Source organism: Pseudomonas sp. J380 (assembly GCF_009827115.1).
Lineage (GTDB): Bacteria > Pseudomonadota > Gammaproteobacteria > Pseudomonadales > Pseudomonadaceae > Aquipseudomonas > Aquipseudomonas paracarnis.
In genome coordinates, this window is record NZ_CP043060.1 from 535574 (window position 1) to 550093 (window position 14520).

General features: G+C 62.8%; 11 protein-coding genes and 2 pseudogenes. 6 read left to right on the forward strand and 7 right to left on the reverse strand.

The window, feature by feature from the left end; translation table 11 throughout:
• Positions 1–689: 689 nt before the first annotated feature.
• The gene (gene macA, locus FXO12_RS02600; RefSeq protein WP_054898758.1) at positions 690–1841 is read left to right on the forward strand and encodes a macrolide transporter subunit MacA; all 1152 of its coding nucleotides are present in this window, start codon (positions 690–692) and stop codon (positions 1839–1841) included.
• 3 nt (positions 1842–1844) lie between these two features.
• Entirely contained in the window at positions 1845–3803 is a 1959-nt protein-coding gene (locus FXO12_RS02605) for a MacB family efflux pump subunit (protein ID WP_057974884.1), read from the forward strand.
• Positions 3804–3922: 119 nt separating this feature from the next.
• Here FXO12_RS02605 and FXO12_RS02610 read toward each other — a convergent pair whose 3' ends face one another.
• The 5 genes and pseudogenes from FXO12_RS02610 to FXO12_RS02630 all read right to left on the reverse strand — a co-directional run bounded on the left by FXO12_RS02610 (position 3923) and on the right by FXO12_RS02630 (position 7143).
• Entirely contained in the window at positions 3923–4159 is a 237-nt protein-coding gene (locus tag FXO12_RS02610) for a hypothetical protein (RefSeq protein ID WP_160049517.1), read from the reverse strand.
• 34 nt (positions 4160–4193) lie between these two features.
• Positions 4194–4499, reverse strand: a pseudogene (locus tag FXO12_RS02615) (helix-turn-helix transcriptional regulator); the annotation flags it as partial.
• A gap of 100 nt (positions 4500–4599) precedes the next feature.
• A pseudogene (locus FXO12_RS02620) lies at positions 4600–4908 on the reverse strand (helix-turn-helix transcriptional regulator); the annotation flags it as partial.
• A gap of 101 nt (positions 4909–5009) precedes the next feature.
• On the reverse strand, positions 5010–5669 hold the full coding sequence (locus FXO12_RS02625; protein WP_173647453.1) for a helix-turn-helix transcriptional regulator: 660 nt from the start codon (positions 5667–5669) through the stop codon (positions 5010–5012).
• Positions 5670–5898: 229 nt separating this feature from the next.
• Entirely contained in the window at positions 5899–7143 is a 1245-nt protein-coding gene (locus FXO12_RS02630; RefSeq protein ID WP_057974882.1) for a methionine gamma-lyase, read from the reverse strand.
• 123 nt (positions 7144–7266) lie between these two features.
• Between FXO12_RS02630 and FXO12_RS02635 the strand changes: the two genes are divergently transcribed.
• Both FXO12_RS02635 and FXO12_RS02640 read left to right on the forward strand, forming a co-directional pair.
• Positions 7267–7737, forward strand: coding sequence for an Lrp/AsnC family transcriptional regulator (locus FXO12_RS02635; RefSeq protein WP_014718112.1), 471 nt, complete (start codon positions 7267–7269; stop codon positions 7735–7737).
• A 115-nt stretch (positions 7738–7852) separates the two neighbouring features.
• Entirely contained in the window at positions 7853–8218 is a 366-nt protein-coding gene (locus tag FXO12_RS02640; protein WP_157717961.1) for a hypothetical protein, read from the forward strand.
• Positions 8219–8339: 121 nt separating this feature from the next.
• On the opposite strand, the gene FXO12_RS02645 is transcribed toward FXO12_RS02640, so the two are convergent.
• Entirely contained in the window at positions 8340–9062 is a 723-nt protein-coding gene (locus tag FXO12_RS02645) for a pirin family protein (protein WP_057974881.1), read from the reverse strand.
• 181 nt (positions 9063–9243) lie between these two features.
• On the opposite strand from FXO12_RS02645, the gene FXO12_RS02650 reads away from it, so the two are divergent.
• Together FXO12_RS02650 and FXO12_RS02655 are read left to right on the forward strand one after the other, a co-directional pair.
• Positions 9244–10194: a GlxA family transcriptional regulator gene (locus tag FXO12_RS02650; protein WP_060772643.1), complete on the forward strand. Its 951-nt coding sequence runs from the start codon at positions 9244–9246 to the stop codon at positions 10192–10194.
• Positions 10195–10344: 150 nt separating this feature from the next.
• Entirely contained in the window at positions 10345–11799 is a 1455-nt protein-coding gene (locus tag FXO12_RS02655) for a winged helix-turn-helix domain-containing protein (RefSeq protein WP_057974879.1), read from the forward strand.
• Here the strand turns inward: FXO12_RS02655 and FXO12_RS02660 are convergent.
• The gene (locus FXO12_RS02660) at positions 11746–14508 is read right to left on the reverse strand and encodes a winged helix-turn-helix domain-containing protein (protein WP_057974878.1); all 2763 of its coding nucleotides are present in this window, start codon (positions 14506–14508) and stop codon (positions 11746–11748) included. The genes FXO12_RS02655 and FXO12_RS02660 overlap by 54 nt on opposite strands.
• Positions 14509–14520: the final 12 nt, after the last annotated feature.

A 14520-nucleotide genomic window follows, 5' to 3' on the forward strand; every position in this document is an offset into this window, starting at 1 on the left:
CTTTGCAGCGTGGGCCGCCGCAATGGGCCATCCCTGGCCCAGTGCGGCTAACCCGGCGTCCTGCCGGGTTACCCACGCTGCAAAGCCCGCGTTCGGCCAGCGTGGTTTAACGGGGCGATTTCAGATCAAAAGCAGAGCGCGGCGGCCTTATAGCCGACCGGGTGGTAAGGGGGAACACGGTGAGACATGGGGGGGCAAACTTGCCCCCGGAAACCACGATGCGAAGCGAGCGGCTTTTGATCTTGATCTGCTTTTGATCTTAGGCGCCCCGTTAAACCACGCTGGCCGGAATTCGACAGGGATTTGGGGGGTAAACCGGCAGGGATGCCGGTTTAGCCGCCCCGCGCCATGGATGGCGCGTGGCGGCGGCCCCCCAAATCACTGGCGGATTACGGGCACACCGAGCCTGGGCGAGGTGCCGAGTGGTGGGGCAAGAGCGTTTTGCTTACTTTTGCGCTTTTCAAAAGTGAGCCGCTGTAAGAGCGGAACCCTAGGTGGCCGTTACCGCAGGAATGGATATGTACGCATTCCAACCCAACTAAATGGTCGACCAGAAGGCCGCCATCGCAGGCAAGCCAGCTCCCACATTTGCACCGAGGGATGTCAGGTAGACAGGGGGCGGCTGTCAGGTCTTTACCCAGGCCAGCGTCAGCGCGCAACCATATTTGTACTCAATCAAGAAGCCAACCATGCAAACGTCTAAATTCCGCAAAATCGGCATTCTGGCTTCAGTGGCCGTCGCAATCGGCCTGGCCATCTACACCGTAAACGCCCCCGCCGACGCCCCCCAATACCTCACCGCGACCGCAGAACGCGGCGATATCGAAAACGCGGTATTGGCCACCGGCCTGCTCGAAGGCGTCAAACAAGTCGACGTCGGTGCCCAGGTCTCTGGCCAGCTCAAGTCGCTGAAAGTCAAAGTCGGCGACAAGGTAAAGAAGGGCCAATGGCTGGCTGAAATCGACCCCTTGATCCTGCAGAACACCCTGCGCAAAGCCCAGGTCGATGAAGAAAACCTCCAGGCCCAACGCCGGGCGACAGCCGCGCAGCTCAAGCAGGCCAGGTCCGTATATGAGCGCTACAAAGGCTTGCAGGCCGATGAGTCGGTGTCACGCCAGGATTTCGAAGACGCCGAATCGACCTACCAGGTGCAGCAGGCCAACCTGCTGTCCCTGGACGCACAGATCAAAAGCGCGCACATCGAGATCGACACCGCCAAGGTCAACCTGGCCTATACCCGCATCAACGCGCCCATCGACGGCGACGTGGTGGGCATTGTCACCCAGGAAGGCCAGACCGTGATCGCCAGCCAGTTGGCGCCCGTGCTGCTCAAGCTGGCAGACCTGGACACCATGACCGTCAAGGCCCAAGTGTCGGAAGCGGATGTGATTCATATCAGCCCCGGCCAGCAGGTGTACTTCACCATTCTCGGCGAGGCGGACAAGCGCTATTACGCCAAGCTGCGCGGCACCGAGCCGGCGCCGCAGAACTTCCTGGAAACCCAGACCGCCGGCACGCCGAAGCAAAACACCGCGGTGTTTTACAACGCGTTGTTCGACGTGCCCAACCCAGAGCACCGCCTGCGCATCGCCATGACCGCCCAGGTGCGCATCGTGCTCGACACCGCCCAGGCCGCGCTGATAGTGCCCGTGGCGGCGCTGGGCGTGCGCAATGCCGATGGCCGCTACGACGTGCGGGTGCTGGATGCCAAGGGCAAGGCGGTCGCCCGCACGGTGAAGACCGGTATCAATAACAACGTCAAGGTGCAGATCCTGGACGGCCTGGCCGAGGGCGACACCGTGGTGATCGGCGATGCTACACCTGCCGTGGCGGGGAGTTGAGTCATGACCCAGCCTCTGTTGGAACTCAAGGGCATCACCCGCAGCTTCATGGCCGGCGAGCGTGAATTCATCGCGCTCAAGGGCATCGACCTGACCATCCATGCCGGGGAAATGCTGGCGATCATCGGCGCCTCCGGTTCGGGTAAGTCGACCCTGATGAACATCCTCGGTGGCCTGGATTACGCTACCGCCGGCAGCTACAAGATCAATGGCATCGAAACCCGCTCCCTGGGCGATGAGCAACTGGCAGAGCTGCGGCGTGATTACTTCGGGTTTATCTTCCAGCGTTACCATTTGCTCGCGCACCTGAGCGCTTTGCACAACGTGGAGATGCCGGCGATCTACGCCGGCACCCCGCAAAGCCAGCGCCATAGCCGCGCCGGGGAATTGCTGGCACGCCTGGGCCTGTCGGGCCACACCAGCCATCGGCCCAGCCAGCTGTCCGGCGGGCAACAGCAGCGGGTGAGTATCGCGCGGGCCTTGATGAATGGCGGTGAAGTGATCCTGGCCGACGAACCCACCGGCGCCCTCGACACCCACAGCGGCAAGGAGGTGATGCGCATCCTCGCCGAACTGCACGCGGCGGGGCACACGGTGATTATCGTCACCCACGACCCCAAGGTCGCGGCGAACGCCCAGCGCATTGTCGAGGTGTGTGATGGCGAGATCATCAGCGACAAGGCCAACGACAGCGTCGGCCTGGAATTGCCCGTCGAGGCGCCGGTCGAGCCCCGACGCAGCGGGGCGCGGCGCCTGGTGGCGAGCCTGGGGCTGTTCAAGGAAGCGTTCAACATGGCGTGGGTGGCGCTGATCTCCCACCGCATGCGCACCTTGCTGACCATGCTCGGGATTGTCATCGGCATCACCTCGGTGGTGTCGATTTCGGCCATCGGCGAAGGCGCCAAGCGCTATGTGCTCAAGGACATCCAGGCGATTGGCAGCAACACCATCGATATCTTTTCCGGCACCAGCTTTGGCGACAGTCGAGCCTCGGCGATCCAGACGCTGATGCCCTCGGATGTGGACGCGCTGAACCAGCTGTATTACGTCGACAGCGCCACGCCGGTGGTGGGCCGCAACCTGATGCTGCGCTTTGGCAACATCGACGTGGATGCACAGGTCAATGGTGTCAGTGACCGCTACTTCAAGGTCAAGGGCCTCAAGCTTGAAGCCGGCATTACCTTCAGCGAAAGCGATGCGCGGCGCCAGGCCCAGGTGGTGGTGATCGACCACAATACTCGCCAGCGCCTGTTCGGGCCCAACATCGACCCGCTGGGCCAGGTGATCCTGATAGGCAACCTGCCGTGCACGGTGATCGGGGTGACGGCGGACAATAAAAACATGTTCGCCGCCAGCAAGGCCCTGAACGTGTGGGTGCCATACGAAACCGCGGCGGGCCGTCTGCTGGGCCAGCGTCATCTGGACAGCATCACCGTGCGCATCAAGGACGGCCAGCCGAGTAAGGTGGTGGAAGACAACGTCAATAAACTCATGCTGCAACGCCATGGCACCAAGGATTTCTTTACCAACAACCTCGACAGCATCATGCAGACGGTGCAGAAAACCAGCCGCTCCCTCGCGCTGCTGCTGTCATTGATTGCGGTGATTTCTTTGCTGGTGGGCGGTATTGGTGTGATGAATATCATGCTGGTGTCGGTCACCGAGCGCACCCGTGAAATCGGGATTCGCATGGCGGTGGGGGCGCGGCAATCGGATATTCGCCAACAGTTTCTAGTGGAGGCGGTGATGGTGTGCCTGATCGGCGGGATCATCGGGATCTCGTTGTCCTACGCCATCGGCTACCTGTTTTCGCTGTTTGTGAAGGAGTGGGAGATGGTGTTTTCGGTGGGCTCGATCATTACCGCGTTTGCCTGTTCGACGTTGATCGGCATTGTGTTTGGTTTTGTACCGGCGCGGAATGCGGCGCGGTTGGACCCGATAGAGGCACTGGCCCGGGACTGACCTGAGGGAGCTGCTGATCGTTCCCACGCTCTGCGTGGGAACGCCGCCATGGACGCTCTGCGTCCACGGTGACGCAGAGCGTCACGGGATCCATTCCCACGCGGAGCGTGGGAACGATCTTAGTCTTCGGTCGAGTACATCCACCACAACAACGAGTGCCGCCCGCTGATCCCCAACTTGATCGCCGCACGCTTGAGGTAGCTCTCGATGGTGTTGACCTTCAACGCCAATTGCTCGGCCAACTCCGGCGCGGTGCGCCCGGCCAGCAGGCCTACGCACACTTGTTGATCGTTCCCACGCTCTGCGTGGGAACGCCGCCATGGACGCTCTGCGTCCACAGTGACGCAGAGCGTCACGGGATCCATTCCCACGCGGAGCGTGGGAACGATCTTAGTCTTCGGTCGAGTACATCCACCGCAACAACGAGTGCCGCCCGCTGATCCCCAACTTGATCGCCGCACGCTTGAGGTAGCTCTCGACGGTGTTGACCTTCAACGCCAATTGCTCGGCCAACTCCGGCGCGGTGCGCCCGGCCAGCAGGCCTACGCACACTTCCAGTTCACGGTTGGACAAGGTCAGCTCCGATTGCAGCAGGCGCTCCTGGATGCGTCGGCGCAAGGTGTCGATGCCCCGGGGTTGAGGCACTGCGCATGGGCTGTCCGGGAGCGAGGGCTGCAGCGCGGTGATGTGCTGATCGTTCCCACGCTCCGCGTGGGAACGCCGCCATGGACGCTCTGCGTCCACGGTGACGCAGAGCGTCACGGGATCCATTCCCACGCGGAGCGTGGGAACGATCTTAGTCTTCGGTCGAGTACATCCACCGCAACAACGAGTGCCGTCCGCTGATCCCCAACTTGATCGCCGCACGCTTGAGGTAGCTCTCGATGGTGTTGACCTTCAACGCCAATTGCTCGGCCAACTCCGGCGCGGTGCGCCCGGCCAGCAGGCCTACGCACACTTCCAGTTCACGGTTGGACAAGGTCAGCCCCGATTGCAGCAGGCGCTCCTGGATGCGTCGGCGCAAGGTGTCGATGCCCTGGGGTTGAGGCACTGCGCACGGGCTGTCCGGGAGCGATGGCTGCAGCGCGGTGATGTGTTTTTTGATCGTTCCCACGCTCTGCGTGGGAACGCCGCCATGGACGCTCTGCGTCCACGGTGACGCAGAGCGTCACGGGATCCATTCCCACACGGAGCGTGGGAACGATCTTAGTCTTCGGTCGAGTACATCCACCGCAACAACGAGTGCCGCCCGCTGATCCCCAACTTGATCGCCGCACGCTTGAGGTAGCTCTCGATGGTGTTGACCTTCAACGCCAATTGCTCGGCCAACTCCGGCGCGGTGCGCCCGGCCAGCAGGCCTACGCACACTTCCAGTTCACGGTTGGACAAGGTCAGCCCCGATTGCAGCAGGCGCTCCTGGATGCGTCGGCGCAAGGTGTCGATGCCCTGGGGTTGAGGCACTGCGCACGGGCTTTCCGGGAGCGAGGGCTGCAGGGCGGTGATGTGTTTTTCCACCATGGGCAGCAACAGCGTGGAGAAGTCCTGGAGCATGCTGCGCTCTTGCGCGGAAAAGCTGTCGGACGGGTGCGAGCGATACACCGACAGCACATAGCGCACATCGTCCTTGCGGCGCGTGAGGTGCAGTTGTGCGGCGAGTTGCTCGCTGCCCAGGGCCGCCGCCGAATCGGTGTACACCGGGCTGATCTTGCGGCGGCCAAGGCCTTCGCGGCTGACTTGCAATTGGGTGATATGGGTGGCGTCCACTGCCAATTGGGTGAGGATCAGGTCATGCAGCATGCGTGGGAAATGGCGGCTGCCGGTGCTGGCGATGACCTTGCCTATCTGTGGGAACAGGTGTGAGTTCATCAATTCGTCCATGAGTTTCGTGCAGGTATTGGGCCTTATAGCGACGGGGGTTAAGAAGGTAACTAATGTGAATAACCTGCAGTGATAGTGCGTCCCGCCGCTGACATGCTAGTACAGCCTGGTTAAAGGAGGGGGATCCAATCTGCGAAAAAAAACATTAAACAGGCAGAGCGGCAGTCGGATCCTTCCGACCGCCGCCCAGGCACCGCATAACCCATGGGGTTGGACGCTATTTCATCGCATACGCCGCTGTCGCAATGGGCCGCAGGTTGGCAGCGCTGCACTTGGCCAGGGCCTGATGGATATCGGCCAGCAGGTCGGCAACGTCTTCAAGCCCCACCGACAAACGCACCAGCCCCTCGCTGATACCGTGCTGCGCCCGTTGTTCGGGCGTGTAGGTGGAGTGGGTCATGCTCGCCGGGTGTTGGGCCAGTGATTCGGCATCCCCCAGGCTGACTGCGCGGGTGAACAGTTGCAGTGCGTTCATGAAGCGCTGGCCGGTTTCGAGGCCTCCCTTGAGTTCAAAGGCGATCATGCCGCCGGGCAGTTTCATTTGCCGGTTTGCCAGTTCGTATTGTGGGAAAGAACGCAGACCGGGGTAGGTTACCCACTGCACCGCAGGGTGCGCCTGCAGCGCCTCGGCCACCGCTTGGGCGTTGCTGCAATGGCGGTCCATGCGCAGGCCCAGGGTCTTGAGGCCGCGCATCAGCAATGCGGCGTCCTGGGGCGACATCACCGCGCCGGTCAGGTCCTTGAGCCCTTGCAGGCGAATGCGCTGCGCCAGGGCCTGGTTGCTCACCGCGATGCCTGCGGTAATGTCGCCGTGGCCACTGAGGTATTTGGTGGCCGAGTGCACCACCACATCGGCGCCCAGTTCCAGGGGACGTTGCAGATAGGGAGTGCAATAGGTGTTATCGACCACCACGGTGACATTTGGCTGCTGATGGGCCAGTTCGGCCACGGCGGCGATGTCGATCAGGCGCAGGTTGGGGTTGGCCGGGGTCTCGCAGTAGAGCATGCGGGTGGCCGGGGAGAACGCTGCTTGCAGGGCGGTGAGGTCGGTCAGGTCGACATGCCGCACCTTGATGCCGAATTCGCTCAGGCCGTGGTGCAGCAGGGCGAACGTACAACCATAGAGCGTCTGGCTGACGATGATCTCGTCGCCCGGGCGCAACAGAGTCCAGAACGTCGCGGCAATCGCGCCCATGCCGGAGCCGAACGCCACGGCGGCCTCGCCGTTTTCCAGGCTGGCCATGCGTGACTCCAGCAGGGCCAGGGTCGGGTTGGAAATGCGCGTATAGAAGTGGCCGCTGGCTTCGCCGGCAAAGCAGGCGGCGCCGTATTCGACGGTGGGAAAGGCGAAGGTCGCAGACAGATAGATCGGCGGGACGAGTGCGCCGTGGTGGTCCTGGGCGTCATAGCCGTGGTGTATGGCACGGGTGGAAAAGCCGAATGTGGTGTGTTTATTGTGCATGTCGGGCGCTCCTTATTTCCTACAATGCTATGCTCATAACCACGGATGAACCTTGCAAAAAAGCCCGGAAAAACCTGCGTTTGTGGATCAAACACCGATAAAAATAATGATTAGAGGCACGTTATGCCCATCAAGCTGGACCGCACCGATAAAGCCCTTTTGAACGCGTTGCAGGGCAATGCCCGCCTGACCGTGGCCGAGTTGGCCGAGCGGGTGGCGCTCACCACTTCACCGTGCTGGCGTCGGGTGCGCACCTTGGAAGAAAGTGGGGTGATCAGTGGCTACCAGGCGATTCTCTCGCCCAAGGCACTGGGCTACGGGGTGACCGCGTTCGTCAGCATCATGATGGAAAGCCACACCCAGGAAATTGCCCGGGCGTTCGAGCAACGTCTGTTGGCCATCCCAGAAATTGTGGCGTGCCATAACGTCTCTGGGCGCTATGATTTTTTGCTGGAAGTGGTGGCCAAGGACCTGGAATCGTTCGGTGAATTTGCCCGAGAGGTCTTGCAGACCTTGCCTTGCGTCAAGGAGATCTATTCGAGTTTTTCCTACAAGTCGGTAAGGCCGCTGCGGGTAATTCCGCTGCCGGGTTGAGGCACGGCTTAGCGCTTCAGTCGACATCGTGTGGATACCCAGGCAAATCGAAGACGAAAAAAAACCGGCTGATCAGGCCGGTTTGGGGTGTCCCGCCAACAGTGCGGGGTTATACGTGGGTGCTCAGCAGACGCTCGGCACCGCCTTCAGCCAGGCCACGTTCCTGCAGACGATCAGCACCGCCTTCAGCCAGACCACGTTCCTGCAGGCGATCGGCACCACCTTCAGCCAGACCACGTTCCTGCAAGCGATCAGCACCGCCCTCAGCCAAGCCACGTTCCTGCAAGCGATCAGCACCGCCTTCAGCCAAACCACGTTCTTGCAGACGATCCGCGCCACCTTCGGCAACACGGGTTTCTATCAGGCGATCCGCGCCGCCTTCAGCGACAACCGGGTGGGCAAAAGCGTTTGCAGCGAGTACCGAGAAAGCGAGGCTAAGCAAGAGTTGGCGTTTCATGATGATGTGCTCCGAGTGTTTTAGTTGGGTGCCGTTTGGCATGGGTTTGATGTTACGCGTTGCATTTTTTTAGAGAACTTCATTGCGCTGATGGTGACTATCGATGCCAACGATGGTCCCGCTGGCGGGACCATCACTGCGGCCGTCATGGCATTTGCGGCAGTTCGTTGGGGCGCAGGTCAAACACCAGTACTTCAGCGTCTTCGCCGTGGCTCAGGCGGATCTGGCGTTCGTCCCGTACGCGTACACCGTCGCCTTCCTGCAAGCGCTGGCCGTTGAGTTCAACGCTGCCGCGCGCCACATGGATGTAGGCGTAGCGATCCGGTGCCAGCTCCAGGCGGGCACTTTCGTCAGCGTCGAACAGCCCGGCATATACCCGTGCGTCCTGGCGCACTTTCAGCGAACCGTTGGTGCCCTCCGGCGAGATGATCAACTGCAAACGCCCGCGTTTTTGCGCTTCTGTGAAGTGCTCCTGCTGATAGCGCGGCTTGGCGCCTGCTTCGTTGGGCACGATCCAGATTTGCAGGAAGTGCACGCCATGACGCTGGCTGTGGTTGAACTCACTGTGGGCTACGCCGCTGCCCGCGCTCATCAGTTGCACATCGCCGGGGCGGATCACCGAGCCGGTGCCCAAAGTGTCCTTGTGTTCCAGCGCGCCTTCGAGCACGTAGGAGAAGATCTCCATGTCACGGTGCGGGTGCTGGCCGAAGCCTTTGCCTGCGGCGACGCGGTCGTCGTTGATCACCAGCAGGTCGGAAAAACCCTGTTCCTTGGGGTTCCAGTAGTTGGCGAAAGAGAAGGTGTGGAACGACTTCAACCAACCGTGATTGGCGGCGCCGCGTTCGGAAGCTTTGCGAAGGGTCAGCATGGGTTCAGTCCTCAAGTGAGCGCGGGCTGCGAGATGCAGAGCGCTTGCGTTGAGAAGAAGGTTAATGGTTAACGAATGATTGATTAAGAAGATGAAAATAGAATAACTGTCTCTTTGAAGTTGACAGTTAAAGTCGTGCCATAATGCCCGTCGCATCCTTCTCGATGGACATTTCCCGCTTATGAAAACCGTGGCCATGGCGCTGTTCCCGGACTTCCTGCTGCTCGACATGGCCGGGCCGCTGGAAGTGTTTTCGATTGCCAACCGCTACCTGCCGGCGACCGACCACTACCAGATCCTGACCATCGGCACTGAGCCCGGTCCGTTGCAGGCCTCCAATGGCGTGAGCGTGCAGACCGACCTGCTGTTGGAACAGGCCCAGGCGGCTTATGACCTGCTGTTGGTGCCGGGCGGCCCCGGCGCCTATAACGAATGCCACCCCGCGTTGTTGCCCTGGCTCAAAGCTGCGGCGCCACGGGCTCGGCGTTTTGGCTCGATCTGCACCGGCGCTTTTGTGCTCGGCCACGCAGGTTTGCTCGACGGGCACCGCGTGACCACCCATTGGCACTACACCGAGCGGTTGATCAAGGCGTTTCCCAGCGCCATCGTCGAGACCGATCGCATCTATTTGCAGGACGGGCGCCTGATCACCTCTGGCGGCGTCACTGCGGGTATCGACCTGGCCCTGTCGGTCGTGGCCCAGGACCATGGCAAGCAAGTGGCGGTGGATGTGGCCAAAGTGCTGCTGGTGGTGATGAAGCGCCAGGGCGGCCAGGCCCAGTTCAGCCCGATGACTGCCGCCGTGGCGCCTCAGGAAACTCCGATCACCCGCGTGCAGAACTACGTCCTGGCGCATCTGGATCAACCCTTTACCATCGAGTCCATGGCTGAGTTGGCCGGAATGAGCGCACGCCACTTCGCGCGGCTGTTCGCCAAGGACGTGCAGATGACGCCCATGGCGTTCCTGCAGGGCGCGCGCATCGACCGGGCCCGGCACCTGCTGGAAACCACCGACCTGCCGCTCAAGACCGTGGCCTTCCACGCAGGCTTTGGCAGCGTGCGGCATATGCGTTTTCTGTTCAGCGAAAAGCTCGGGCTGAACCCTACCCAATACCGACAACAGTTCAGTTAACGACACCATGTCCGTCTCAGGCACCCGATTGTCCGTATCGCTCCCCGTGCCAGCATTGTCCTGTCATCGCCAACTGGCAAGATAGCGTCGAGCCCATGGAAAAAGGATGCGCAGGCACTCAAGCACGGGTGTTTCAGCGCTGTGACGGACATGCAAAATGCTACGGCGGTGAGCTTTGGCCCCTACACCTTTCATCGGCAGCAGCGCCTGGTCAGCAAGGCGGGCTGGCCGGTGCCACTGGGCGGGCGAGCCTTGGATATTCTCGCAGTACTGCTCGAAGCGCCCGGGCACTTCGTCAGCAAGGCGACCTTGATCGAACGGGTGTGGCCCAACAGCGTCGTTGAAGACAGCAACCTGCGTGTGCATATCGCCGCGCTGCGTCGTGCCCTTGACGGCCAACGCTGGATCCTCAATCACCCCCAGCGCGGTTACTGCTTCGCTGCGCCTGCGCAGGACGCGCTGCCGACGCTGCTGCCTCAGCACAACCTGGCTGCACGGCTCAGCCCGGTGTGGGGGCGAGATGAACTGGTGGGCGTGCTGGCGCGACGGTTGCCTGTGCAGCGGTTATTGACCCTCACCGGCGTGGCCGGCATTGGCAAGAGCACGCTGGCCCTGGCCCTGGCCGAGCGGGTATTGCCGCGTTATCGCGACGGCGTATGGTGGGTCGACATGGCCGTTGTGCAAACCCCGAGCGAACTGCTCGGTAGCCTGGCCAGGGTGTTGCAGTTGCATTCGACGCCCGCGAGCCTCAACGAACTGGGCCGGCGCCTGGCCTCGCGCCACGTGTTGCTGGTACTCGACGGCGCTGACCTGCTGCTGGGCGCGTGTCGACAACTGATGCGTGCGCTGCGCGAGGCGGCGCCGGGCATCAGCGTGCTGATCACCAGTCGCGAAGCCTTGCTGGCCCCTGGCGAGTGGATAGTGCGCGTGCCTCGGCTGGCAGTGCCGTCGCCAAAGGCGTTGGCCAATGTCGAGCAGGCGATGGCCTGTCCTGCGGTGCAACTGTTCGTGGCGCGCGCGCGTGCCAATCAGCAGGGGTTTGATTTGCGGCCCCAGGACCTGGCGCCGCTGGGCGACCTGTGTCGGCGTCTGGACGGCCTGCCGTTGGCCCTGGAATTGGCGGCCGCCCAGGTGGATGCGTTGGGCATCGGCGGTGTGCAGACGCAAGTACGCACAGGCTTGCAAGTGCTGGCCCGTGGGCGCCGCACGGCAGTGGAGCGCCATCGCTCACTGACCGCGGCCCTGGATTGGAGCTACGAGCGCTTGAGCCTGCCGGAGTGCTGGCTGTTTCTGCAATTGAGTCTGTTCAAGATGGCAGTCACCTTACCCACCCTGAGTGACCTGGTGACCGGTACCGAGCTCGAACATGCCGACCTTTCTTACCTGCTGGCGCGTCTGGTCAACGTCTCGCTGCTGAGCGTCGAGCCCGGCCTGGGCCCGGCGCGCTATCGGCTGCTCAACTGTGTGCGCAGCTACGCTTTGGGGCAACTGCGCGACCCGCGTCAGGTCGCGCGTTTGCAGCAGGGCTACGCGCCTTGCCTGGGGGCGTTCTCAGGCCGTCCGTTTGTCCTGCAACTCGTCGAGCAGGCAGCGCACGCGCAGTAGATCCTGAGTGGCGAAGCCTTCGCTGAAACGTGCGTGGATTGAACTGAGCAAGTCCCTGGCGAGCTGAATGCGCCCCTGCTGTTGCCACAGTTGCGCCAGGGCTGCGCCGCAGCGCAGCTCCCAGGCCAGGGCGCCTTGCTGGTGCGCCAGGCCCAGCGCCTCCAGCAGCAGGGTTTCAGTGGTGTGCTCATCCTCTAGCTGCAAGGCGTACACCCGCAGAATCTCCGGGGCGCACCAGCCCGCAGCGCCACTGCGCGCACGTTCCAGGGTTGGTGCATCCACGGCATGGGTGCCGAAGGTGATCAAGGTGTCTTGGATCAGACCCAGACCCTGCCAATCCGGTTGGCCAAGAATACCGGCGTAATGCCCGGCCCAGGTCTGGAACAACTGCACAGAATGCTTGTGCGACTGCTCCAGCAGCAGCCTTTGCAGGGCTTGGGCGTCGTCTTCGGCGCCGTTGTAGCGGGCGATCACCACCCCAGCCAGGGCCAGGGTGTAGCAAATCGAGGTGCCGTGGTTGATCTGTAGCGCCAACTCCAGCGCCTGACTGGCGGTGCGCCAGGCGCGCTCGGGAAAGCCCTGCAACCACAGGATTCGCGCCAGCACGGTCAAGGAGGCGACGCCCTGGTCGTACTGCACGCCTACCCCGAAGGCAAAGCGGTTGACGTGACCGCTTTGGGACATGCGCTGCAGCACCTGCTCGGCGTGGTGCCGGGCGAGCGTCTGGTTGCCGGTGTAATGCTGACCCAGCGCACGCAGCCGCTGCGCGCTAAGGCCCAGCAACGGCTCGGTGCGTGGGTCGAGGCGTTCAAACTGCACACTCAGCGCCTGCGCTGGGCCGTAGCGCCCGGCGCACAGGTTCACCGCCATCAGCCCGGAGACCGCCCGCAACTGGCCGCCAAGGTCCTGGGTTGTCTCGGCCAGGCGTGCGGCACCCTCGAATGCCGCAATGGTCCGAGGTGCGGCGCCCATGGCGTGGTAGGAGAGGCTGCCCAGGGCCAATTGCAGTTGCAGGGTCAATTGCGTGCAGGGCGTGGTGACCTGGCCGATCAGCGCCAGCGCCTGGTCCACATAGCCGCCGTGCTCACGCAGCAACGACAACTCTTGCCACAGCGGCATCGCGCTGACCGTCAGGCGGATAGCCAGCAGCTGCGCACCGTCGTCAGCAAAGCCCCAGTCGAGGGCGGCACGCACGTCTTCGCGCAGCGGTGCGTAACGGTCGATCCACGGCTGTGTGGCGATCAGGTCCCAGTCCCCCTGGGCCTGTTCCATCAGCGCCAGGCAGCGTGCAGCGTGGCGCTCTCGTGTGGCATGCAGTTCGCAGGCCTGGCTGAGCTTTTCCAGGGCGTAGGTGCGGGTGATGTCCAGCAGGCGATAGACCATCTCGTCATCGCTTGCTTCCACGTTCAACAACGACTTGGCCACCAGTTGCGTAATGGAGCCCAGCACTTCGGCGGGGGCCACTTGCTCCCCGGCGATCACCGCCGCTGCGCTGACCAGGCTGAAGCCGCCACGGAAGACCGCCAGGCGGCGCAGGCAGATTTGTTCGCACGCGGTGAGCAGGTCAAAGCTCCAGTCGAGCGTGGCGCGCAGGGTTTGCTGGCGTGGCAGGGCACTGCGTCGGCCGCGGGTCAGCAGGCGAAAGTTGTCTTCCATCTGCACCAGCAGGCCCGGCAAGCCAAACCGTTCAATTTGCGCGGCCACCAGTTCGATCGCCAGGGGAATGCCGTCCAGGCGCTGGCAGATATCAATCGCCAGGGGCAGTTCAGCGTCGCTGAGGGCAAAGCTCTCCTGGTGGGACATGGCGCGCTCGATCAGCAATTGCATGGCCGGGTAACCCAGGGCCTGGGCGCGGTTGCCGGTGGCGGGCGGGCAGGCCAGCGGTTCAAGGCGCTGCACATATTCACCTTCGGCGCGCAGGGCTTCGCGGCTGGTGGTGAGGATGTGCAGGTGCGGTGCATGGCGCAACAGGGTTTCACTGATCAGGGCGATGTCGTCGAGCAGGTGCTCGCAGTTGTCGATCACCAGCAGCATCTGGCGTGCCTGCAGGCTGCGGGCGAGGCTGGCCAGGGAGGCATTCTCGCCCGGTGTCAGGCCGAGCAGGGCGGCCAGGTTGGGCAGGATCATGGACGCGGCACTGAGCGGCGCCAGGTCCAGCAGGTGAATACCGTCGCGGTAATGCCCGATCAGCAATTCCGCGACGCGCAGGGCGACGGTGGTCTTGCCGATGCCACCGGCGCCGGTCAGGGTGATAAAGCGCTGCTGCGGCAGTTGTTGTACCAGGGCGTCGATCAGCGCTTGGCGGCCGATCATGCGCGTGCGCCGCAGGGGCAGGTTATGGCTGGGGCGTTGGGGCGCACCGTCGGTGGGCAGCGTCATGGGTTCGATGCTCAGTGGCGCAACAAAACTGTAGCCGCGCTGGGCGACCGTGACGATATAGCGCTGCCCGGCCTGGCCGTCGCCCAGTGCCTTGCGCAACGCAGCCATGTGCACCCGCAGGTTGCCGTCTTCCACCACGCTTTTGGGCCAGACCCTTGCGATCAACTCCTGTTTGCTCACCACATTGCCGGCGTGCTCCAGCAGGATCAGCAGAATGTCCACCGCCCGCCGCCCCAGGCGCAGCGGGCGGCCGGCCTCCAGCACCAGGCGCTGGCGCGGGTGGATGCGGTAGGGGCCGAAATGCACGGCCTGGTCGCTCAAGTCATTCATGGCTGCCCAGGT

Excerpts from the sequence above, each read along its gene's own strand:
- FXO12_RS02655 (WP_057974879.1), top strand. The coding sequence starts at position 10,345 with ATGCAAAATGCTACGGCGGTGAGCTTTGGCCCCTACACCTTTCATCGG.
- FXO12_RS02650 (WP_060772643.1), top strand. The coding sequence starts at position 9,244 with ATGAAAACCGTGGCCATGGCGCTGTTCCCGGACTTCCTGCTGCTCGAC.
- FXO12_RS02605 (WP_057974884.1), top strand. The coding sequence starts at position 1,845 with ATGACCCAGCCTCTGTTGGAACTCAAGGGCATCACCCGCAGCTTCATG.
- FXO12_RS02660 (WP_057974878.1), bottom strand. The coding sequence starts at position 14,508 with ATGAATGACTTGAGCGACCAGGCCGTGCATTTCGGCCCCTACCGCATC.
- macA (WP_054898758.1), top strand. The coding sequence starts at position 690 with ATGCAAACGTCTAAATTCCGCAAAATCGGCATTCTGGCTTCAGTGGCC.
- FXO12_RS02645 (WP_057974881.1), bottom strand. The coding sequence starts at position 9,062 with ATGCTGACCCTTCGCAAAGCTTCCGAACGCGGCGCCGCCAATCACGGT.
- FXO12_RS02630 (WP_057974882.1), bottom strand. The coding sequence starts at position 7,143 with ATGCACAATAAACACACCACATTCGGCTTTTCCACCCGTGCCATACAC.
- FXO12_RS02635 (WP_014718112.1), top strand. The coding sequence starts at position 7,267 with ATGCCCATCAAGCTGGACCGCACCGATAAAGCCCTTTTGAACGCGTTG.
- FXO12_RS02625 (WP_173647453.1), bottom strand. The coding sequence starts at position 5,669 with ATGAACTCACACCTGTTCCCACAGATAGGCAAGGTCATCGCCAGCACC.